Here is a 24,138-nt window from a genome sequence, read left to right on the forward strand (position 1 = left end):
AAGTCTTATATATTCATAAAACTTAGAAATCTCTAAATATAATTTTATAACGTAAAAAAATATAAATTAATCATATAAATGACATGCTACAAAATGTCCTGGTTTAACTTCTTTTAATTCAGGATCAACTTCTCTGCAAATAGGTTTTGCATATCTACATCTACCTTGGAATCTACATCCCGGTGGTGGATCTATTGGAGACGGAATATCTCCTTCTAATATTATTCTATTATTATTTTTTGCTATATTCGGATCAGGTATAGGTACTGCTGATAAAAGAGCTTGCGTATATGGATGCAAACCTTCAGAATAAACAACATTACTTTCCCCTTTTTCCACCATTCTTCCTAAATACATAACTCCAATATGTGTTGATATATGTTTAACCATTGAAAGATCATGAGCAATAAATAAATATGTTAATCCTAATTCTTCTTGAAGTTCTTCAAGCATATTTATAACCTGAGCTTGAATTGAAACATCAAGTGCTGATATCGGTTCATCACATACTATTAAAGATGGTTGAACTGCTAACGCTCTTGCAATACCTATTCTTTGTCTTTGACCACCTGAAAACTCATGTGGATATCTATTTATATGATCACTTGCAAGACCAACCTTTGATAAAAGACTTCTAATTCTTTCAGTTCTTTTTTCACCTTTATATAAATTATGAACATCTATAGCCTCTCCAATTATATCTCCAACGGTCATTCTTGGATTTAATGAAGCATATGGATCTTGGAATATCATTTGTAATTCTTTTCTTAAAGGAACCATTTCTTTAATTGAATAATTAGTTATATCTTTTCCTTTAAATACTATTTTACCTGACGTAGGATTATACAGTTTTAATATAGTTCTTCCTGTTGTTGTCTTACCGCAACCTGATTCTCCTACTAAACCTAATGTTTCACCTTTATTTATTGTAAAAGAAACTCTATCTACAGCTTTAACATAGCTTTTACCCTTAAATAAACCTTTATTAACCGGAAAATATTTACACAAATCTTTTACTTCTAAAATTACTTCATTCTTATTTTCCACTATCTTTCCCTCCTTATAGGTGATTCAACCGTTGGTGCATTTTCATGACATAACCAACACGCAACTTTATGATTCTCTCCTACTTCAAAGTGTGGAGGTTGTTTTTGAAGGCAAATTTTCATTGCATATTCACACCTAGCAGCAAACGGACACCCTACTGGTGGTTTTAATAAATCTGGTGGTTGACCTTCTATAGGTTTAAGTTTTTCTTTTTTATTTTCTTTTGGATTTGGTACACTTCTTAATAGTCCCCAAGTATATGGATGTCTTCCTCTGTAGAATATATCTTCAGTAGAACCAGTTTCTACTACTATTCCGCCATACATTACATTTATTCTACTACATAAATCTGCAACAACTCCTAAATCATGAGTTATTAATATAATTGAAGTATTAAGTTTATCTTTTAAATCTTTCATTAAATCTAAAATTTGTGCTTGAATTGTTACGTCTAATGCTGTTGTTGGTTCATCCGCTATAATAAGCTTTGGCTTACAAATTAAGCTCATAGCAATCATTGCTCTTTGTCTCATACCACCTGAAAATTCATGAGGATATTGTTTCATTCTTTTTTCTGGACTTGGTATACCAACTAAATTCAACATTTCAATCGCTTGTTTTTTTGCTTCTGATCTACTCATTGATCTATGTTTTAATAAAGGTTCAATTAATTGATCTCCAATTGTATAAACTGGATTTAAGGATGTCATAGGATCTTGGAATATCATTCCTATATCATTTCCTCTAATACTTTCCATTTCTTTTTCTTTTACGTTAGAAATATCTTTTCCATCAAAATGTATTTCTCCGCCAACAAGTTTTCCGTTGTCAGCTAATAATCTCATAATAGACATCATGGTAACACTTTTACCACAACCAGATTCTCCTACTATTCCTAAAGCTTCTCCTTTATCTAAATAAAAAGATACACCTCTTACCGCATGTACTTCACCTACATTAGTTTTAAAGGAAGTTCTTAAATCTTTTACTTCTAATAACTTTTCCATCCTTCTTCCTCCTATCTCTTGTTCTTAGGATCTAATGCATCGCTTAATCCATCACCAAAAAGATTAAATGCCAATATAATCAAACAAATTGCCACTGCTGGGAATAACAATTGATAAGGATATTGATAAATAGCTTTCATTGCTTCATTAGCTAAAGTACCTAATGATGCTTTAGGTGGAATAAGACCTAATCCTATAAAGCTTAAAAATGCTTCTGTAAAGATAGCTTGTGGTATTAATAATGTCATTGTAACCATTATAGATCCAATACAGTTTGGTATTAAATGTCTAATTAATATTCTAGTATTTGAAGCTCCAAGTGCTTTAGCTGCAAGAACAAATTCTTGTTGCTTTAATTGAAGTACATCTCCTCTTACTATTCTAGCCATTCCAATCCAATAAGAAATAGAAAGAGCTATTATTATTGTAGAAAGACCACTTCCACCACTTCCTGGTTTATTTAAAATAGCCATTAAAATTATTACATATATAGTTAATGGAATAGAATATAAAACATCAACTATTCTCATCATTATATTATCAACTTTTCCGCCCAAAAATCCTGATATTCCACCATATAATACTCCGATAAATAAATTAATAAATGCTGCTGCTATACCAATTTTTAAAGAATATCTAGCGCCAAAAAATACTCTTACAAATATATCTCTTCCTAACTGGTCTGTTCCAAACCAATGTTCTGATGAAGGTTTTAAATTAGCTAACTCTAATCTTGTTTCCGAATAATTAAAGCTTGATACCCATGGGACTATACCTGCTGCTCCTATAATTAATATTATTGCTATTAATGATATTAATGCCATCTTATTACTTTTTAATCTATTCCATGCATCTTTCCAATAACCAATACTAGGTCTTATAACCACATCGACCTTTTTTTCTTCTTCAGTTAGAGGAGTAAATAGTTCCTTTTCTAAACTCATTTCTTGTTCCATATCTTCTCTCCCCTTCTTTCTAAACTTCTACATCTTCTAATTTTATTCTTGGATCAATTACTACATACATAATGTCTACTAAAAAATTAAACATTATTAACATTGTACAATAGAATACTGTAACTCCAAGTAGCATAGTATAATCTCTATTAGTAACTGATTGAACAAACTCATTACCTAATCCTGGAATAGCAAATATCTTTTCTACAACGAAACTCCCTGTCAAAATACTTGCTATTAAAGGCCCAATATATGTAACTATTGGAATTAATGAATTTCTTAATCCATGTTTTAATATAACAGTGCCTTTACTTAGCCCTTTAGCCTTTGCTGTTCTTATATAATCAGACTTTAGAACATCTAATAACTTGTTTCTTGTAAGTCTTGTAATAAAAGCCATTGATCCTAATGATAAAGCTATAACAGGCATAATATAGTGCTTCCAACTACTAAATCCTGTTGCTGGTAATAACCCTAACTCTACAGTTAAGAAGTATATTAAAACAGCTCCTATTACAAAACTTGGTATAGTTATACCTAAAGTTACTAAAAGCATAATAAGTGAATCTGCCCATTTACCCTTTTTAAGTGCAGCAACAATTCCTAACCCTACTCCAACAAGGACTGATGAAGCCACACTTACTAAACCAATCTTTGCTGATGCTGGAAATGAATAAGATATTGTATCTGATACCCTTCTTCCTTTAAAAGTCATGGACTCACCTAAATCTCCTTTTAGTAGATTTTTCATATACATTGTATATTGTTCTCCTAATGACTTGTCCATTCCATATTTTGCTTCCATATTAGCTCTAATTTCAGGTGTTAATTTATCACTATCAAATGGACCACCAGGCATAAGTCTCATTAGAAAAAATGTTAATGTTATGACAACCCATATTGTTAATATACTTGCTAACAATCTTTTCCCAATATATTTCAGCATTTTTCTCTCTCCCTTATTATAAATTTTAAAATTTATTTTTTATTCTATTTATTTAATAATTATATAATAATATTAAACTTTGTCAATAAATTAGAACCTAGAAGGCTCTTTATTTAACAATATAATAATGAAAACCATCTACAACAATACCTCTTAAACTGTGTATTTCTCTCAACTACAAATGTATTTCTTATTATTAATTATTTATTTTTTTCTAAATTTAATTGATATATTAATTAAATTAAATTTATTTTCTTACTATATTTTGAATCAATACCTAAATTAACTAAATTTTTATTAATTTTATCACATTTCAATTCATAATCAACAACTTTTTTATCGATATAAGTTGTTGATTTATTTATATTTTCCATAAAAGGATATATATATCGTTAAAAATTATACTTTCAATATTTAACAATAACAAAGTAATACTCTATCTACATAATAGATTTGTTATTTCTTCACTATACTTTATGTATAATATCTAATATATAAGTTCTAATAAAATTTGTTCATTAATATAACTCTTAAACTATTTATAAAATACTAAACTCACAATTATAATTTAGAAACTATATAGAAAATCTATTATGTATATAACTTCTAACTATACATTTATATAAATAAAAAAATCGCTTCGAATATATAGAGAATTAACTCTATATATTCTATTGAAGCAATTTAGAAATAACTTACTTTCCTTCTATATATGCTTTATCAAAGTATATAAATCCTAATGGAGATACTCTAACATCTTTAACATAATCCTTTATACCTTTTGGATTAGTATAATAGTATACAGGAATTATTGGCATATCTTCCATTAATACATCTTCTGCTTGATGCATTAAATCAAATCTCTTTGTAGGATCTTGTTCTGTCTTTGCTGATTTAATCAACTCATCATATTTAGGATTATTATATCCTGCATTATTTTGTCCTGAAGTACTAATCCACATTTCTAAGAATGTCATTGGATCTACATAATCTCCAATCCATGCATGTCTTGCTATTAGATATTCCTTATTATCTCTTGTTTTTTGGAATACTTTCCATTCTTGACTTTGAAGCTCAATATTTATTCCTAAATTATTTTTCCACATATCTTGAACTGCTTGAGCAATTGTTCCATGACCACTTTCAGGATTAAAACTTAATACTATTGAAGGGAACCCTTCTCCATTTGGATAACCTGCTTCAGCTAATAATTTTTTAGCTTCTTCAATATCTCCTTCTGGTTTAAAATATTTCTTTCCTGCAAAATCTTTTTCATCTTTTCCTTTAATTCCTTCTGGAACAAAGCTATAAGCTGGTATTTGTTCAGCTTTAGTTACATTTTTAACTAATGATGGTCTATCTATAGCAAGTGCTAACGCTTTTCTTACCTTTACATCAGATAAAACTTTTGCAGCTTCTGGATTTATTGATTTAGCCTTTTCAGAAACATTAACACAATAGAAATATGTTCCTAATTGATCAAATATTTTAGCTGTCCCATCCTTAACTGCTGTTTGAACTTCTGATAACGGTACAACATCTACCATATCGAATTGTCCTGATTGGTAACTTGCCCAAGCTGATGTTTCTTCAGTAACAAGCTTCATATCAACTTTATCTAGTTTAACTTTATCCTTATCATAATAATTTTCATTTTTATCTAATACTATTTGGTCTTTTATAGCATATTTTGTAATTTTAAACGGTCCATTTGAAACATATGTTTCAGCATTATTAGCCCATTGAGCATTTCCTTCAACTAATTGTTTATTTACTGGAAAATAACATGGAAAAGCTGTTAATTCTAAGAAATATGAACATGGTTCTTTCAAAGTAACCTCTAATGTCTTATCATCTATAGCTTTAACTCCAATATCATCTATAGTATCTATTTTACCATCTCCATTAATATCTTTTGTTTGATTGAATTCATCGGCACCCTTTACATATGACATTTGATATGCATACTCAGCTGCGGTCTTAGGATTTATTACTCTCTTCCAAGCGTATTCAAAATCTCCTGCTGTAACTGCCTCTCCATTTGACCATTTGCTATCTCTTAAATGGAATGTATAAACTGTTCCATCTTGAGAAACATCCCATTTTTCTGCTACTCCTGGAATTGCTTTATCATTCTCATCTAATTTGCATAGTCCCTCAAAAGCATTTACAAGAACTATTCCTCCATCCACTGCATTATTTAATGCAGGATCTAAAGTTTTAGGATCAGCATTTAGATTATAAGTAAGAATTTTTCCATCTTTTTCCGCTGTTTTTTTTGTTGCTCCACCACATCCAGCTAAAACTGACATTCCTAAACTCAATGCTAAAGTTGTAGCACATAGCTTTTTAAGCTTACTTTTTTTCATTATTATTAGCCTCCTTTTTATTTAACTGACATAATAATCTTCTTTATTTTGAACCCCCAAAAATTATTAATATCATTTTTTAATTTTTAATAGTTAATATTTATTAAATTATATAATATTTTAGACTTTTGTCAAATAAATCATTTATTATAAATGCATTATTTAACACATTAATAATAACAATTTATTAAAAAACACTTAATTTATTATAATTTATTTTAAAATTGGTTTATTTTTCTTATTTTTTTATTCAGTTTTATATTTTTTTATTAAAAAACTATTACAAAATCTACTAAGAATTTATTGTTTTTCCTATATCTATCAATTAGGAGTTTAATAATTTTCTATATAATAATTTGTATTTTTAAAACTTTATTCATTTTTATATTTAATTTTTCACTTCTCAAACTATTATTTATAGAATTCCCTAAATAGATAAAAAAAATGTATTAAATATCTATATATATAAATATTTAATACAAAATATACTATAATGTTTTTATAAAATTTTCTAATCTATTAAAAGCTTCTGTTAGTATATCACCTGAGTAGCAATAGGATATTCTCATATAACCTTCCCCAAAATCTCCAAATGCACTTCCTGGTACACAAGCAACTTTTCCTTCTTTTAATAATCTAGTACAAAATTCTTCTGAAGACATATTAAACTTTTTTATTGATGGAAAAATATAAAAAGCACCTTTTGGATCTACTACATCTATTCCAATTTCATTTAATCTTTTAATACAATAATTCTTTCTTTTTTCAAAAGTATTTTTCATTTTTTCAACATCTCCAAGACAACTTTTCAGTCCTTCTAAAGCTCCCCATTGAGATATTGATGTTGCACATGATACTGCATATTGATGTACTTTTATTAACTCTTTCATAAGTTTGTTACTACATGCAAAATATCCTACTCTAAGACCTGTCATTGAGAATATTTTTGAGAAGCCACTTACATATATAATTTTTTCTTTTACCTCTTCACTTTGAGCTACTGAATAATATTCATCAAATATTATTGCTGAATACATTTCATCTGTAATTACAATAATATCATTTTCTTTTATTAAACTTATTAAATCATCTCTTTGTTCTTTAGATAATATAGCACCTGTTGGGTTTGATGGAAAAGAAAGAAGTAAATACTTAATATTCTGTTCATCTATTTTTTTCTTAATCTCATTTATATTTAATGTAAAATCTTCATTTAAAGAATAATTTACTACAGTTCCTCCTAATATATTTGATATACTTTCATATGCTGGATAAGCAGGTGATGGAATTAAAATCTTATCTTCTTCATTTATAAGAGCAGATAATATTACATATAAGCCCTCACTTCCCCCTACTGTTATGCAAATTTCATCTTTATTATAATTAATGCTACATGTTCTTAAGTATTTACTTATTTCCTCTCGTAACTCTTCAATTCCTGCATTTGATGTATATGTAGTTTTATTTTCCTCAATTGCTTTAATCATTGATTTTTTTATATTCTCAGGTACATTAAAATCTGGTTGACCAAGTGTTAAGGATATTGCACCTTCAACTTTTTGGACTTTTTCATAGAATCTTCTTATTCCTGAAATTTGTACATTTTTTACTCTTTTATTCATATTTTTTTATATCTCCTTCTTAAGTTTTATTTCACATATTATATCACTTATATAAATGATATCCCCAAAATTATATACGAATTTATTTTCTTAAAAACTATATTGTTTTACTAATATTTCATATCCTGTTTTCCCAATTCAATCAATAAATAATATTTAAGTAGAACTTTTTTATAAGACTATTCTACATTATTAATATATCTCATTCAAACTATTTATATATATGTTTTAATTAACTATATGTGGTTAAAAGCATATAGTTTATAAATTTTCCATTTAAGTTCCTTAATCTACTGTTAATCAATACCTTTTATAAATATTCTAAAATTTATATCAATAAACAAATTTTTTCAAACTTATATGTTTTTACTCTTTTATTTATTTTATATTTTTATTATAATTAAATTAATTGTAAATAATGAAAGGGTGATACAATGTCTTATAATCTAACTGATCCTTATGAAATCGCTAGATTTATTAAAGAATCAAAAAAATCAACACCAGTTAAAGTATATGTTAATGGAGACTTAAGTAATGCTTCAATGGATAATATAGAATGGTATGGTGCTAATAGCTTTTACATATTAATAGGAGAATCTGATGCTATTACTAAAATAATATTAGATAATAAACATCTTATCAAACATTTTAGAATAGAAAATGATAGAAGAAATTCTGCTATTCCTATGCTTGATTTATTAGAAGTTGAAGCAAGAATAGAACCTGGCGCTGTAATTAGAGATAAGGTTACTATTGGTAAAAATGCTGTAGTAATGATGGGCGCTGTAATTAATATAGGTGCTGAAATTGGTGAGGGTACTATGGTTGATATGAATGCTGTAGTAGGTGCTCGTGGTAAGCTTGGTAAAAATGTTCATCTTGGTGCTGGCGCTGTTGTTGCTGGCGTTTTAGAACCACCTAGTAAAGAACCTTGTATTATAGAAGATAATGTTTTAATCGGAGCTAATTCTGTAATTTTGGAAGGAGTTAAAATTGGTGCTGGTGCCGTTGTAGCTGCTGGTTCAGTTGTGGCTGAAGATGTAGCTGAAGGAATGGTTGTGGCTGGTTCTCCTGCTAAAGTTATAAAATCAGTTGATGAAAAAACAAAAGGAAAAACTCAACTTTTAGATGATTTAAGAAAATAATTTCTTACATAAATAAAAATAGGATTTCATAATATGAAATCCTATTTTTATTTTATAATATCGAGATAGTTTATAAACTTATCTTAACTAATTTCTAAACTGCACCTTCTTCATTTGAAGAATTTTCACCTTCAACCTTTTCCATTTTAGATATTGATACTTCATAAGCAATTTTCTTAACACTTTCTGTGTCTGAAACCTTCTTTTGGTATTCTCTACTTTGCACTCTTCCCCATACTCTTATATTATCACCAACATTTAATGTTTGACAAAATCTAGAATTTCTACCCCATGCAATTGTTGGAATATAATCTGATTTATTATATGCTCTATTTACCGCAAGTAATACATCAGCAATTTCTCTACCAAATGGTGTTGTCCTATAAATAGGTTCTTTGCAAATATATCCATCTAAGAATATTTCATTAGGATTCTTACTTCTTTCTAAACATTCCTCAATATTACGCGCAAAAACTGTAAGTATTAGTTTATTGGATCCATCGACAAACTTATTATAAGATCTCAATTGTCCTTCCACAATTATATCTGATCCAATCTCTAATTGTATATTACTAATTAGTCTTTCTGAAACGGTTATATTTAGTCTATCAACCGAATCACTTAGTCTCATCACATCTAAATCAAAAGTATAAAACCCCTCTCCATACATTTCATGGCTGAATTCTAATTCAGATGCCACTTTACCTTCAAGGTAAATTTTGTTATTTAACATTAAATTATCCATTGTTACCCCTCTCTCCACCGTAAATAAATTTAGTAAATAGTACTCCCACTAGCACTTATTACCATTATAATACAATTACTGGTTTATTTTCAATCTTTATTATTATTTTTATGTTGAATTCCATTTTCATCAATATAATAATCTTCAAAATATATAAGTTCTCCTACTGTTTTAAACTTATATTCTTGTACTTTAAGCTCATTTATAATTCTTTCTAAATTTGCAGGAGTATATTTTGCATTATTATGGAAAAGTAATATTGATCCAGGTGTCACACCTTTCATTACACGTTTATACTCAACTTCTTGTCCTAATTCTTTCCAATCAACAGAGTCCACATTCCATTGTATAGGAATATAACCTAAGCTTTTTACTTTTTTAAGAGACTGTTTATTATAATCTCCACTTGGAAATCTAAAAAGTTTTGGCTTTTCTCCTATATATTTTTCAATAATTTCATCTGTTTTTTTAAGTTCTTCTTCTATTCTACTCTCACTTATTTTAGAAAAGTTAGGATGCTTATAACTATGACTACCTATTTCATGTCCCCCTTCCTTTATAGATTTTAATTTTTCAACATTTTCACTACTATAATTAACCCACCCTCCCATTATAAAGAATGTTCCTTTTACATTATATTTATCTAATATTTTTAATATGCTTTGAAGATTATCTTTTTCCGCCCAATTTATATCAAATGTTAAGCCAATAGATTTATCTTCACATTTTACAGAATATATTGGATTATCCTCTATCTTTCCAGATGTAGTTTGAATATTTTGATTTATACTAAATGACATGAGCATTAAACAAATAATAAGAACTAAATCCAGAAATATTCTATATTTTCTCCATTTCAACTTTTTTTACATCTCCTCCTAATATAATTGTTTGACTTACTACATAGCAAAAAAAATACTAATAATATACTAAAGTTTATTTGTATTATTTTAGCTATTTATTAATATTAAATATATTCCATAAACAATATTTTATGTTATAATAAAAGTGTTATTTCAATAATTATGGGGGTAGTTTATGTACGAAAGTTCATCGGAATTAGCAGAAAATAAATTATTAATGCTATATATATTAAAATCAATAAAAGACCCAATATCTAACACTCAATTTACCGAAATAATTCTTGAAAATAATTTCATCAATTACTTCACACTTCAACAATATTTATGTGAATTAGAGAGTTCAGATTTTGTTATTTATAAGAAAATTAATGATAAACAGTTACTATATTTGACAAAAAAAGGAGATACTGTTCTTTCATTGTTTAAAGACAGAATATCCCCTTCAAAAATTTCTATTATAGATAATTATATAAAAGACAAATTAGAACTTATAAAAAAAGAGCTTACTATACATAGTGATTATACATTAGATAGTAGTGATAATTTTATAGTTGATTTAAGAGCCCTAGAAAATCAAAGTTTACTTATGGAACTAAAATTAACAGTTCCATCAAAAAACCAAGCTGTAATTCTTTGCAATAAATGGAAAGAAAATCCGTCAGATATATACACAAATATAATAAATATGTTGTTTAATGAAGATCATTAAATTAAAATCATAGCATTAGGTTCAGATCCTATTGCTATGGTTTTTATACTTTTTTCTTTTAAATTAATTAACTTTAATTGTCCATTTAAATAATCCCCAATAAAAATACATTCACCAACTTTAATAATTCCTCTTGGCATTCCTCCAACAAATATTTTTCTTTCTTCTATAGCTTTATTTAAATTAACTATGCTAATACTTCCTTCTAATAAATTAGATACATAAACATATCCATTTTCTTCCCACAAATCAACCGGAGAAACTCCAACCTTAATTCTTTTTTGTATTGTAAGATTCTTTAATGATATTATTGATATACTTCCATTTGTATTATGACCTACATGACTTTCACATACATATAAATATTTTTTATCTTTTGATATAACTATCTTTGCAGGATATTTTCCACATCTTATTTTGGTTATTTCTTTATTCTCTATACAATCAATTACAGATATACTATCCTCACCCATATTACTTATAAATACATTATTGCCTTCATTAAATAAACTTATGCTATGTGGAAATATACCTGTAGGTAATTCAAAATTAACTTTATTATTAATTAAATCATATACAAGAAGTGAATTAGATTCCCCACATAAAGCATATAATCTTTCATTATACACAGCTAAATCATTAGGATGAGAACCTATATAAAAATTTCTTTCTTCTTTAAACATATCCATATTTATTAAAGATATAGTATTACTATAATTATTTGCTACAAAAAGTTTATTTGAATATATTGATAGCCCATGAGGACCAACTCTTGATTCCCCAAGAGATAAATTTAGAGTTTCAACATTTAAAGTTTTAACACCGATTTTATTTAAAGTATCTGATCCAGTATTACATACAATAATTGACTTCATTTTCCTCTCTCCTCTTGGATAATCATCTTTGTATTATAATATATTCTTAAAGCACATTATTGGTACAAATAATTTTCTGTGATATCTTTATTTATTGACAAAATCCTACTATAATAAATATGTTCCTATAATTAATTAACACATTTTACTATTTATTAAAATGCTTAAAACGAAAGGAGAATTTTAAAAATGTTTTCTTATAAAACTAAAGGTGTTTGTTCATCAGTTATTAATATTGAAATAGAAAATAATAAAATACAATCTGTCGATTTTATAGGAGGTTGTGCTGGAAATCTTTTAGGTATTGGTGCCTTAGTAAAAGGAATGGATGTAGATACAGCCATCAATAAATTGTTAGGAATAAAATGTAATACTAAAGATACATCTTGCCCAGATCAATTAGCCAAAGCTTTAATAGAATGGAAATCAAAATAACATAGAAATATTCGATTTAATATATAATAATATATTAAAAAGATGATTATACTTATCTATTATTTTTTAAATTTGACTTATATTTTATTATAAACAAATTTTTAACCCTCAGGTGAGAATCTTCTCAACTGAGGGTTAAAAATCATTATACACAGTATTATCTGCTATCCTGTAAGGATTATAACTATTACGAGTATTAACTATCATTGTATATATTCAGTATCTCTATTTGACAACAATGATAATGTTGTTGTTATTTCATTTATTACATCTTTGTAACTTAAATAAACATTAATCTTAATATCTTCATAATTATAACTTAACTTATTAATTATTCCATATAAATATTTTCCATTGTCAATTAAATTTTTTAAAATCAAATTATTATTTTGTGGTACATACCCTATAACATATCCTTTCGATGTTACTATTTGTATAGCATTTTCATCGTAGATATTCTCTTTTTCTCTATTTAAATATACTATCTGACCCTCTCTTAAAACATCATATACCTCTGATAAATCAACATATCTAATTCCTGATATTTCAGTAGATATTATATATATATCTTTTACATGGGGTATTATCTTTACATCTTCTGTAATAACATATTCCTTTTTCTTTTGATAGCTTCTACCTATTAAAGATTTTAAATAAGTTTTCAAACTTGCAATTTTTTCATTTATAATTGCTTCCTCTACAATATTTATATCATTTAAATCAAAATTTTCCTTAATTAAAGTTAAATTTCTAATAGCTTGAGTACGTGTTTCAATTAAAGATGCTTTCAACGCAGCTAAATTTATCTTTTTATACTTTTCAGGAAATTCTTCATATTTTATACCCTTTACTAAAAAATAAAAACAAATATGATTAATTTGCTCAATACTCAACTCATCTAATTTTATGTTTTTATTTATATTTAAAATATTTTTAAATTCTAATTTTTCATAAGCTAATTTTATAGCAATTTGTTTTATAGCTTTACTTCCTCTTTCAAATGCATATCTATATAAGTTAGGATTAGTATTATCTCTTTTTATAAGAAGTTCAAATTCTCTTTTTTTGAGCCTAATATTAGTTTTTTCTAATGAACTTATTATTATTTCAGTGTCTAATTCTATGTTTCCTATTTCATCCAAAATGATATCTCTCCATGAACTCTTCTTATATATTCGATTTGCAAGCGTTATTATATTTTTATATTGTGGACTTAACGAATATATATCTTCTGTATCATAAATTTCATATTCATCTAAAATAAATGAATCAATTGCATATACAATTGATGTTGTTGCATATAAGCTATATATATCTCTAGCATGTTCATCAACATTTTTTAAAAATTCAATACATATTTCTAAACCATCATTAATACTGTCTATACTATATTCAGAAAACAATAGACTAATCCACTTTGACATTGATTGTAAATTATCAGTATTAACCTTTCCAGATTTTAAATATTTTAATATATCTAATGCTAATATTGTATATGGTAAACATTCTATATCTCCTAAATTATCTTCAAGTGATTCTTGTATCAACCACTCTTTTATATCATTATTTGATGGTTGAAGCGCCTGTACACAAACTGCTTTAGCATATCCATTTGATTTTTTAGCTAACTTAAATATATTCTTATTAGAATTTTTCATAGATTCATATACTTTAATTATATAAAATATATACTCATTATTAATTGAAAGTACCTTTAAAATCTTATCAGTTTTATCTAATTTAATAACACACTGCATTATCAATGAAAGTTTTATTTCTTCACTTACATCCCCTTCATAAAGTAGCGACTCAATAATATTAATTAGATTTTCTTTATAATCCTCATTTTCTTCATAAATAGCTCTAAAATTTCTTAAAAATGCATTATAATAATTAATTATAGGATTAAGTGTAAGATACCCTTTAATATTTTCTAAAACCTCTTTTTTATTATCTCTATTATAACTTAATAAGTTATTTATAAGTTCATTAGCTAGTCTAATTTGATCATAAATTTCTAATGGTTTTATTTTATTAAAAGCTACATTAAATTCATTAAGTCCTGCTACTTGAAAATCTTGATAACTATAGGGTATACCTAGATTTTTATAATAAAACTCTTCTAATTCTTTATAGATAGATTCTCTACTCTCTATTAAATTATCAACATTAATGTTACACATACACTTCTCATCCCCTTTATTTAAAGTAATACCACACATTATTAATGTAACTATTTTTCTACAGTATATTATTTCTGCTATTAGTTTATCATATTATTTATTATTTTTCTCATATCTCCTACCATGTATAATGATCCACTTATCAAAATCATATCATCATTGCTTGCTTCATTTAATACTGATTTATATGCTTCTTCATAATCTTCTAATGCTATAGTATTTTTATTATATTTTAATATTTCTTTTTTTAATTCCTCACTTAATTCTGCTCTTTCACTATGAGGCGTTAATGCATAAACTTTATATGCTAGTGGTGTTATTTCTTTAATCATCTCTTCAACTTGTTTATCTGCAAGAACCCCTAATAATAAATATAACTTATTATATTTAAAATATTTTTCAATGTTTTTTCTAAGCATTTTTATTCCATCTATATTATGAGCCCCATCTATTAATAGTAATGGATTAGTTCTTAATACCTCTAATCTTCCTTTCCATATTACATTTTCAATAGATTTTTCAATTAGTATTTTATCTAAATTGATCTTTTCTCTTTCACATAATACCTCTATTGTAGTTAAAGCCACACTTAAATTCAAAATTTGATGTTCTCCTATAAGTGGTAATTTAACTTTATATTTATTTCTTAAGCCTGTAACTTCTACCTCTTGATAAACTTTTTCCTCTGAAATCATTCTAATAAATCTTCCACTATCTTTGAATACTTCATATACTTTTGAATTTAATTGTTTTGCTTTATTTAATATAGCATTTTTGGCTTCTTCTTTTTGAGGATATACTATAACCGGAATATTTTCCTTTATTATCCCTGCTTTTTGTGTAGCAATCTCACCTAAACTGTTTCCTAATATATTCATATGATCCATACTAATTGATGTAATAACACTAACTACTGGTATTATTACATTAGTTGAATCTAATTCTCCTCCAAGACCCACTTCAATAACTGCATAATCCACTTTCTCTTCATAATAATACAAATACATAAGTGAAGTTAATATTTCAAATTCAGTAGGATGTTCATAGCCTTCTTCTATAACTTGATCTACTGCTTCTTTTACAACACTCATAAGTTTAGCTAGTGAATCCTTTTTAATATTTACTCCATTTATTTGAATTCTCTCTTCAAACTCTTCTAAATAAGGAGAAGTATACATTCCAACCCTATATCCAAGCCCCATCAACATATTAGTTATCATAGCAGTAGTAGATCCTTTTCCATTTGTCCCTGCTATATGTACTAACTTTAATTTTTTCTGTGGCTCTCCTAATATTTCTAGTAATCTGTATGTTCTTTTCAATCCATAATTTGAACCAAATCTGCCCACACTACTTAAATAATTCATTGCTTCATTATAATTCATTTTATTTACTTCCCCTTTAATTATCTATTAAATTTATCTATACTAACATATATTGAACATTTATTAATATGACGTGGAAAGATAATAATTAAATGTTTTAATTAAAGTTATTAAAAATTTTTCATTATACTAACCTTTCCACTTTTAAATTCAAGTAATTATTTATAAGATCTTAACTATATCAATTTATTAAATTTCAATAATTATAGATTTTTACTCATAATAAACAGCAGTTCCTGAAGCTGTCACCATAAGCATTCCATTATCAGAACCTAATACTTCATAATCAATATCTACTCCTACAATTGCATTAGCACCCATTTGAGATGCTCTCGTCTCCATTTCTTTCATAGCATTTTGTCTCGCTTGAATTAATTCATCTTCATAAGTATTAGAACGTCCACCAAAAAAGTTAGATAATCCTGCTGCAAAATCTTTTATAAAATTAACCCCTGAAATAACCTCTCCAAATACAACTCCTTTGTATTCTATAATTTTTTTACCTTCTATAGATGGTGTTGTTGTTACAATCATTTTCACTCCTCCTTGTATATACATTCTTTCTTTAATATTAACCTATACTTTTAAATTTATTATTAATATGATTATAATATATTCTTAAGAATATAAAATCATATTAATATAAAAAAATTGCTAAGGCGTCTGTGGAGCATCGATTTTTTTATCCATATAACATTCCCAAATGTAGTGAAGGAATAATTGTTCAGCATATGATTATTTTTTTAAATGTATAAAAAGGTTGCACAAACATTAAAATAATGTGTGCAACCTTTTATTATTATATTTTTAATTTAAAGCTTCAATTCTAACTTTAACAGCTTCAAGCATTTCCACATATTTTACTCTTTTTTCTTTTTCAGCATTAACAACTGCTTCTGGTGCTTTAGCAACGAAACCTGAATTTCCTAATTTTTTATCTATTCTATCAATTTCGCCTTCTAACTTTTTAAGCTCTTTATTTAATCTTTCAAGCTCTTTATCCTTATCTACAAGGTCAAGTAATGGCATAAATAATTCTCCACCCTTAACTACTAGTGATACTGCATTTTCTGGAACCATTGATTTATCAGCTATAAATTCAACTTCTGAAGCTGATGCTAATTTTTCCATATATGCTTTACCAGCTGTAAATGCTTGTTTTGCATCTTCTGCTATATAACATATAACTTTAGCTTTTCTTGATGGTGGTACGTTCATTTCAGCTCTTACATTTCTTAATCCTTTAATAGCTTCAATTACATAAGCCATATCATTTTCAGCTTCTTTATTTACTAATGCTTCCTCAAATACAGGCCAAGCAGATGTTGTTATTGTTTCTTCATCTGTTAAATGAGTAAATATTTCTTCTGTTATAAATGGCATTGCTGGATGTAGTAATTTTAATCCTGTAACTAAAACAGTATTTAACACATTATAAACTATACCTTTAGCTTTTTCGTCTTCTCCATAGAATACTGGTTTAACAAGTTCTATATACCAATCACAGAACTCAGTCCACATGAAATCATAAACTTTTTGCATTGCAATTCCAAGTTCAAATTTTTCCATATTTTCTGTAACTTCTTTAACTACAGTATTCATTTGTGATAATATCCATTTATCAGCTAAAGAATATTCTTTACAATCTTTATATTTATTCATAACTTCTTTATCAAGATTCATCATAACAAATCTTGAAGCATTCCAAATTTTATTAGCAAAGTTTCTTGAAGCTTCAACTCTTTCAGGATAGTATCTCATATCATTTCCTGGAGCATTACCAGTTGCAATCATGAATCTTAATGCATCAGCACCATATTCTTCAATTACTTCTAATGGATTAACTCCATTACCTAAAGATTTACTCATCTTTCTACCTTGAGAATCTCTTATAAGTCCATGAATTAATACAGTATCAAATGGAGTTTCTCCCATACAATGAAGTCCTGAGAATATCATTCTAGCAACCCAGAAGAAGATTATATCATGTCCAGTAACTAATACATTATTAGGATAGAAATATTCTAAGTCTTCAGTTTTGTTTGGCCAACCTAATGTTGAGAAAGGCCATAATGCTGAAGAGAACCATGTATCAAGTACATCATTATCTTGCTCTATATTAGTAGATCCACATTTAGAACATTTAGTTGGTGCTTCTTCAAGTACCATCATTTCTCCACAATCTTGACAGTAATAAACTGGTATTCTATGTCCCCACCATAATTGTCTTGAAATACACCAATCTTGAATGTTTTCCATCCAGTTGAAGTATGTCTTATCAAATCTTTCTGGAACAAATTTAGTTTTTCCGTCTTTAACTACTTCTACAGCAGGTTTTGCTAAAGACTCCATCTTAACATACCATTGTTTAGATATTATTGGTTCTACTGTAGTACCACACCTATCATGTGTACCAACATTATGAGAGTGATCTTTTATTTTAACTAAAAGTCCTGCTTCCTCTAAATCCTTAACTATAGCTTTTCTAGCTTCATATCTATCTAAGCCTTTATATTTTCCACCTTTTTCGTTTATAATACCCTTGTCATCCATAACTCTTATGATTTCAAGATTGTGTCTCTTACCTACTTCAAAGTCATTAGGATCATGAGCTGGAGTCATCTTAACAGCACCAGTTCCAAACTCTAAATCAACATAGTCATCCCCAACTATAGGAATTTCTCTATTTACAAGTGGCAATATTACAGTTTTTCCTATAAGATGTTTGTATCTTTCATCGTTAGGGTTAACAGCTACACCACTATCTCCAAGTAATGTTTCTGGTCTAGTTGTTGCAATTTCTAAAAATCCTGAACCATCAGCTAATGGGTAGTTTATGTGCCAGAAATGACCCGCTTGTTCTTCATATTCAATTTCAGCATCAGAAAGTGCTGTTTGACAATGAGTACACCAGTTAGTTATTCTGTTTCCTTGATATATTAATCCTTCATTATAAAGCTTAACAAATACATGCTTTACAGCTGCACTTAAATTTTCATCCATTGTAAATGCTTCTCTTGTGAAGTCAGCAGAAACTCCAAGTTTTTTCACTTGATTTCTTATTCTTGCTCTATAATCATCACTCCATTCCCAAACTTTTTCAAGAAATGCTTCTCTTCCCATTTCTTTTTTGTTATATCCTTGTTTGGCTAATTCATTTGCAACCTTAACTTCTGTTGCAATAGATGCATGATCTTCTCCTGGTAACCATAAAGCACAGTATCCTTGCATTCTCTTAAATCTAATAAGCATATCTTGAAGAGTATCATCAAAAGCATGACCTAAGTGAAGTTCACCAGTTATATTTGGTGGTGGCATAATTATTGTATATGGTTTCTTCTTTTTATCAATTACTGGTGTAAAATATTTTTTTTCTTCCCAGTTCTTATAAATCCTATCTTCAAATTCTTTTGGATCATATGTTGTTGATATGTTTTTAATTTCTGACATTTATGTTCCTCCCTTTATTTCAATTAGCATTTGTTTGTGTATTTTGCTAACTAAGTATCCTTTTAATTTAATGAGAATAAAGTGGGTATGAGATGTCTCAATTAACAATTGTGGTTGAAAACCAATGGCTTTCTTTGAAAAATAAAAAAAGCCTTCAATCCACAAAAGGACGAAGACTCGCGGTACCACCTTTATTCCTACTTTAGCATATAACTATGATGCTATTTATAGGCTCTTAATTCAATAACGATTTAGACAAACCGTCTTTAGCTACTACTATTTCACCAAAGAAGCTCAAAAGCTACCTTCAAAACCTTCCATATAAGGGCTTTCACCTATTCCCTCTCTCTAACATTGTTCTTTATTGTACTAAGAACAGTACTCCTAAACTTAATAAGCTAGTTTCCTTTAATACTTTCAGTTTTTACTCCTCTTTTTCATTGCTTTTATTATTAATTTGTATTTTCTTTATCTTATAATATATTAACGATTATCTTTTGTCAATAATAGTAGTTTAATGATTATATCTTATTTCTTATTTTTTTAATTCTATATTCTTTCCTATAATAATACACTTTGAATCTGAACCATGCCCAATTTGACTTGTTTTTACTATAGGTATGTTAACATTATCTACTATTTTCTGTATTAATTCAATTATATTAGGTGTATATTTCTTATTTTCCATCTCTGTAAAATCACCTAATATTATCCCTGTTATTTCTTTAAATACACCTAACTGCTTATACTGAGTTAAATATGTACTCATCTTAGCTACATCACCACTTAAACTTTCTAATAATAAAACCTTATCTTTAAAATTAGGAATGTATTCTGTTCCAGCAAGCTTTAAAAAACAACGTATATTTCCTCCAACTACTATGCCATTTAGGTATTTACCTTGTATCCATTCATATTTAAAATCAAAAAGACTGTTCTTATCTTCCATAAATGTTTCTTTAAAATTCTTAATTTGAATTTCAGAATTATCTCCAATTAAATTTCTTATTTGATATAAATAAGTTTCAATACCACTCTTATAATATAACGAATTTATAACAACAGATAAATCACTATACCCGAAAAAAGGTTTGGCATTTTTCTTTATTTCTTCATAATCTAAATATTCTAAAACTTCATTAGCTAAATCTCCACCAGATACATCAAATATAGCTTTAACCTTAGAATCTTTAAATAAATTTATTAATATATCTGCTTTTTCTCTACCTGTTCCATTAAATATAGAGTTTTCTTTATATAACTTTTCACTAAATATAGCTTTAAGTCCTAATAAATCTAATGTATTTTCTAATTCAGCGATTTTGCATTCATAACTTTTATCTAATCCATTAGAACAAGCTACAATTCCAACATTATCTCCATAGTTTAATATTTTCATTAATTTTTCTCCTTCTATTAAATATCTATTTTCTAAATGCTTTTCTTTTTTTAAGCTTTTTATAATTTATAATAATAACATAAATTATAAGATATTTTTCAAACAATAACTAGAATACTTAATTCTCTATTTGTACAAATAAAACTTAAGTTAATTATTGTTATATTTACAATTTCAATATTATGGATTATAATGTGATGAAGATTTTTAGTCTATATAATAATTAAATTATATACTAAATTTAAAACTAACTATAATTTAAATGTAATTAATAAATCGGAGGTAATATATATGAATGATTGCCTGTACTTGGTAATCCCTTGTTATAATGAAGATGCTGTTTTGCATGAAACAGCAAAGAGATTATTAATAAAAATGAATACTATGATAGATAAAAATCTTATATCTAGGAATAGTAAAATACTTTTTGTTAATGACGGTTCGAAAGATAAAACCAGGAATATAATTCAAGAGTTACATTCTCAAAATTCTATATTTAGCGGGATAACTCTCTCAAGAAATAAGGGGCATCAAAATGCATTACTTGCTGGTCTTATGACAGCTAAAGAATATGCTGATATTACAATATCATTAGACGCTGATTTACAAGATGATATAGAAGTCATTGATAAATTTGTAGAAGAATATTATAGTGGAAGTGATGTAGTCTATGGTGTTAGATCTTCCAGAAAAACAGATACATTTTTCAAAAAAACAACTGCTTTAGGTTTTTATAAATTTATGAATGCACTTGGTGTTGATGTTATTTACAACCATGCTGATTATAGGCTTATGAGCAAACGAGCTTTAGAGGGTTTAAGCCAATTTAAAGAAGTTAATTTATTTCTTAGAGGAATAGTTCCATTAATAGGTTATAAATTTTCAGTTGTTGAATATGAACGTCATGAAAGATTTGCTGGTGAATCCAAGTATCCATTTAAAAAAATGCTTGCTTTTGCTTTAGATGGAATAACTTCTTTTAGTATAAAACCTATAAGAATAATCACTAGTTTAGGATTTTTTATATTTTTCGTTAGTTTTATTGCTTTGATTTATTCTCTTGTTGTTAAGTTTCTTGGAAAAACAGTAACTGGATGGACATCATTAACACTTTCTATTTGGCTACTTGGTGGAATACAGCTTTTATCTTTAGGGATAATTGGAGAATATATCGGTAAAATATATACTGAAACTAAACAAAGACCAAGATTTATTATTGCTGATAAGCTAATAGATACTGACAAATCTGATATTTAGAGGAACACATTATGACTAATTTTATTCAAAAATTTAAAAATACATTCTTCTCAAAACAGTTTATTACGTTTGTAATAATAGGAATTATCAATACTTTTAATGGTGTTATTTTTTCTTACATATATTCAAATTTCTTAAATGAAAATATAGCCTTTATATTGGGATATATATCAGGATTATTTATATCTTATTTATTAAATAGTTTTATAACTTTCAAAGAAAGACTTAATTTTAGTAAATTTATAAAATTTGCAATATCATATATACCAAATTTTATTATTCAAAATATAGTTGTATTATTAGTATTTAATATAATGGGACTTCATAAGCTTATAGCTTATGGTTTAGCTGCATTAATAGGTGTTCCTTTTACATTTATATTAATGAAATTCTTTGCCTTTAAAAAAAAATAAGTATAAAATGAAATGGACTATCTCAAAATTATATGTATTTGAAATAGTCCATTATTTTTAATATTAAGTTCCTATTTTCGTATCACTATTATATTAAAGAGCTAATTTATAAATATTAAACACATCTTCTGAAGTAAGATGTTTAAATGCATTTTTCAATCCACCATTTACTGCTTTTTTAGACATTTCTACTAAATGTTCTTCCCCTATTCCAACTTCTCTTAAAGTTGAAGGTATTTCTAATTCTTTAAAGAATTCTGATGTCTTATCTATTGCTTTGTTTGCAATTTCATATTTATCTAAATTTTTATCTATATTCCAAACATTCACTCCATATTCTACGAACTTATCAACTGTTTTATCACTTAAAACATATCTCATCCAATGAGGAGTTAATATCGCTAAACCAACTCCATGAGTTATATCATAAAATGCACTTAATTCATGCTCCATTGGATGAACAGACCATTCACCTTTAGTGCCATATGATATTAATCCATTTATAGCTAAACTAGATGTCCACATTAAGTTTGCTCTTGCCTCATAATCATTTGGACAATCTACAGCTATTTTACCATATTTTATACAAGTTCTAAGTAATCCTTCTGCTGTTCTATCTTGAATAAACGCACCTTTTGTATTATTAAAATAACTTTCAAATATATGGCTCATTATATCAGCTGTTCCTGCTGCTGTTTGATTTTTAGGTACTGAATAAGTATATTCTGGATCTAATATTGAAACTTTAGGTTTCATTTTATCATGTCCTGTTCCAAGTTTTTCATTCTTACTCATATCAGATATAACTGCATACGGATCCATCTCTGACCCTGTTGCTGCTAGTGTTAATATTGTTATAATTGGTAAAGCTTTTGTTATTTTACTTGAATTTAACACTATATCCCAAGCATCTCCCTGATAATTTACTCCTGCTGCGATTACTTTTGCACAATCTATTGTACTTCCTCCACCAACAGCTAAAACAACTTCTACATCATTATCTCTGCAAATCTTAATACCTTCTCTAACAGATTCTATTCTTGGGTTTGGATCTATTCCTGAAAGTTCTACATAAGATAAATTATTATTATTTAAAATCTCTGTTATCTGATTATATAAACCTATCTTTTTTATACTTCCTCCACCATAAACTATAAGTACTTTACTTCCATATTCTTTTATAGCATTTCCTAAATTTTTTATTTGTCCTTTTCCAAAATAAATTTTAGTTGGTATTGAATAATTAAAATTCTCCATAATTTTTCTCCCCTTATATATATTAATTATAGTTATATTTCAAAATATTAACAGTCACTTAAAACATAACTATAA

At 27.1% G+C, this 24,138-nt stretch carries 20 protein-coding genes and 1 other annotated feature; of the genes, 5 read left to right on the forward strand and 15 right to left on the reverse strand.

Features of this window, described 5'->3' with window-relative positions; translation table 11 throughout:
* Positions 1-66: 66 nt before the first annotated feature.
* The 6 genes from KYD98_RS07980 to KYD98_RS08005 all read right to left on the reverse strand — a co-directional run bounded on the left by KYD98_RS07980 (position 67) and on the right by KYD98_RS08005 (position 7,947).
* Positions 67-1,047, reverse strand: a complete 981-nt coding sequence (locus KYD98_RS07980) for an ABC transporter ATP-binding protein (RefSeq protein WP_219779087.1) — start codon at positions 1,045-1,047, stop codon at positions 67-69.
* Positions 1,047-2,054 carry an ABC transporter ATP-binding protein gene (locus KYD98_RS07985; RefSeq protein WP_219779088.1) on the reverse strand — a complete coding sequence of 336 codons (1,008 nt, stop codon included), beginning with the start codon at positions 2,052-2,054 and terminating at the stop codon, positions 1,047-1,049. The genes KYD98_RS07980 and KYD98_RS07985 overlap by 1 nt, the downstream gene beginning before the upstream one ends.
* An 11-nt stretch (positions 2,055-2,065) precedes the next feature.
* Positions 2,066-3,010: an ABC transporter permease gene (locus tag KYD98_RS07990; protein ID WP_219779089.1), complete on the reverse strand. Its 945-nt coding sequence runs from the start codon at positions 3,008-3,010 to the stop codon at positions 2,066-2,068.
* Positions 3,011-3,029: 19 nt separating this feature from the next.
* The gene (locus KYD98_RS07995) at positions 3,030-3,956 is read right to left on the reverse strand and encodes an ABC transporter permease (protein WP_219779090.1); all 927 of its coding nucleotides are present in this window, start codon (positions 3,954-3,956) and stop codon (positions 3,030-3,032) included.
* A gap of 695 nt (positions 3,957-4,651) precedes the next feature.
* Complete coding sequence (locus tag KYD98_RS08000; RefSeq protein ID WP_219779091.1) at positions 4,652-6,325, reverse strand: peptide ABC transporter substrate-binding protein; 1,674 nt, start codon at positions 6,323-6,325, stop codon at positions 4,652-4,654.
* Positions 6,326-6,813: 488 nt separating this feature from the next.
* A complete protein-coding gene (locus KYD98_RS08005) occupies positions 6,814-7,947 on the reverse strand; it encodes a pyridoxal phosphate-dependent aminotransferase (RefSeq protein ID WP_219779092.1) in 1,134 nt (377 codons plus the stop codon).
* A gap of 434 nt (positions 7,948-8,381) precedes the next feature.
* On the opposite strand from KYD98_RS08005, the gene dapD reads away from it, so the two are divergent.
* Positions 8,382-9,092, forward strand: a complete 711-nt coding sequence (gene dapD / locus KYD98_RS08010) for a 2,3,4,5-tetrahydropyridine-2,6-dicarboxylate N-acetyltransferase (protein ID WP_219779093.1) — start codon at positions 8,382-8,384, stop codon at positions 9,090-9,092.
* Between the two features lie 94 nt (positions 9,093-9,186).
* On the opposite strand, the gene KYD98_RS08015 is transcribed toward dapD, so the two are convergent.
* Positions 9,187-9,837 (reverse strand): single-stranded DNA-binding protein, encoded by a 651-nt coding sequence (locus tag KYD98_RS08015; protein ID WP_219779094.1) that lies wholly within the window; start codon positions 9,835-9,837, stop codon positions 9,187-9,189.
* A gap of 89 nt (positions 9,838-9,926) precedes the next feature.
* Entirely contained in the window at positions 9,927-10,697 is a 771-nt protein-coding gene (locus tag KYD98_RS08020) for a polysaccharide deacetylase family protein (RefSeq protein ID WP_219779095.1), read from the reverse strand.
* A 178-nt stretch (positions 10,698-10,875) separates the two neighbouring features.
* Here KYD98_RS08020 and KYD98_RS08025 point away from each other — a divergent pair, with 178 nt between their 5' ends.
* On the forward strand, positions 10,876-11,409 hold the full coding sequence (locus KYD98_RS08025) for a DUF4364 family protein (protein ID WP_219779096.1): 534 nt from the start codon (positions 10,876-10,878) through the stop codon (positions 11,407-11,409).
* On the opposite strand, the gene KYD98_RS08030 is transcribed toward KYD98_RS08025, so the two are convergent.
* Positions 11,406-12,284, reverse strand: coding sequence for a YncE family protein (locus tag KYD98_RS08030; RefSeq protein WP_219779097.1), 879 nt, complete (start codon positions 12,282-12,284; stop codon positions 11,406-11,408). The genes KYD98_RS08025 and KYD98_RS08030 overlap by 4 nt on opposite strands.
* Before the next feature lie 189 nt (positions 12,285-12,473).
* Between KYD98_RS08030 and KYD98_RS08035 the strand changes: the two genes are divergently transcribed.
* Positions 12,474-12,719 carry a TIGR03905 family TSCPD domain-containing protein gene (locus KYD98_RS08035; protein WP_219779098.1) on the forward strand — a complete coding sequence of 82 codons (246 nt, stop codon included), beginning with the start codon at positions 12,474-12,476 and terminating at the stop codon, positions 12,717-12,719.
* A 203-nt stretch (positions 12,720-12,922) separates the two neighbouring features.
* On the opposite strand, the gene KYD98_RS08040 is transcribed toward KYD98_RS08035, so the two are convergent.
* The 5 genes from KYD98_RS08040 to KYD98_RS08060 all read right to left on the reverse strand — a co-directional run bounded on the left by KYD98_RS08040 (position 12,923) and on the right by KYD98_RS08060 (position 21,136).
* Complete coding sequence (locus tag KYD98_RS08040) at positions 12,923-14,902, reverse strand: HIRAN domain-containing protein (protein WP_219779099.1); 1,980 nt, start codon at positions 14,900-14,902, stop codon at positions 12,923-12,925.
* Positions 14,903-14,982: 80 nt separating this feature from the next.
* On the reverse strand, positions 14,983-16,287 hold the full coding sequence (locus tag KYD98_RS08045) for a bifunctional folylpolyglutamate synthase/dihydrofolate synthase (RefSeq protein WP_219779100.1): 1,305 nt from the start codon (positions 16,285-16,287) through the stop codon (positions 14,983-14,985).
* A 213-nt stretch (positions 16,288-16,500) separates the two neighbouring features.
* Positions 16,501-16,821, reverse strand: a complete 321-nt coding sequence (locus tag KYD98_RS08050) for a putative heavy metal-binding protein (protein ID WP_219779101.1) — start codon at positions 16,819-16,821, stop codon at positions 16,501-16,503.
* A gap of 273 nt (positions 16,822-17,094) precedes the next feature.
* Complete coding sequence (locus tag KYD98_RS08055) at positions 17,095-19,737, reverse strand: valine--tRNA ligase (RefSeq protein WP_219779102.1); 2,643 nt, start codon at positions 19,735-19,737, stop codon at positions 17,095-17,097.
* 162 nt (positions 19,738-19,899) lie between these two features.
* Positions 19,900-20,187: a binding site (T-box leader), on the reverse strand.
* 85 nt (positions 20,188-20,272) lie between these two features.
* On the reverse strand, positions 20,273-21,136 hold the full coding sequence (locus tag KYD98_RS08060; RefSeq protein ID WP_219779103.1) for a S66 family peptidase: 864 nt from the start codon (positions 21,134-21,136) through the stop codon (positions 20,273-20,275).
* Between the two features lie 291 nt (positions 21,137-21,427).
* Here KYD98_RS08060 and KYD98_RS08065 point away from each other — a divergent pair, with 291 nt between their 5' ends.
* Together KYD98_RS08065 and KYD98_RS08070 are read left to right on the forward strand one after the other, a co-directional pair.
* Positions 21,428-22,393 carry a glycosyltransferase family 2 protein gene (locus KYD98_RS08065; protein ID WP_219779104.1) on the forward strand — a complete coding sequence of 322 codons (966 nt, stop codon included), beginning with the start codon at positions 21,428-21,430 and terminating at the stop codon, positions 22,391-22,393.
* Positions 22,394-22,404: 11 nt separating this feature from the next.
* A complete protein-coding gene (locus tag KYD98_RS08070; RefSeq protein WP_219779105.1) occupies positions 22,405-22,806 on the forward strand; it encodes a GtrA family protein in 402 nt (133 codons plus the stop codon).
* Between the two features lie 93 nt (positions 22,807-22,899).
* Here the strand turns inward: KYD98_RS08070 and KYD98_RS08075 are convergent, their stop codons facing one another.
* Complete coding sequence (locus KYD98_RS08075; protein ID WP_219779106.1) at positions 22,900-24,063, reverse strand: iron-containing alcohol dehydrogenase; 1,164 nt, start codon at positions 24,061-24,063, stop codon at positions 22,900-22,902.
* Between the last annotated feature and the right edge of the window lie 75 nt (positions 24,064-24,138).

The organism is Clostridium weizhouense, assembly GCF_019431045.1.
Classification (GTDB): domain Bacteria; phylum Bacillota; class Clostridia; order Clostridiales; family Clostridiaceae; genus Clostridium; species Clostridium weizhouense.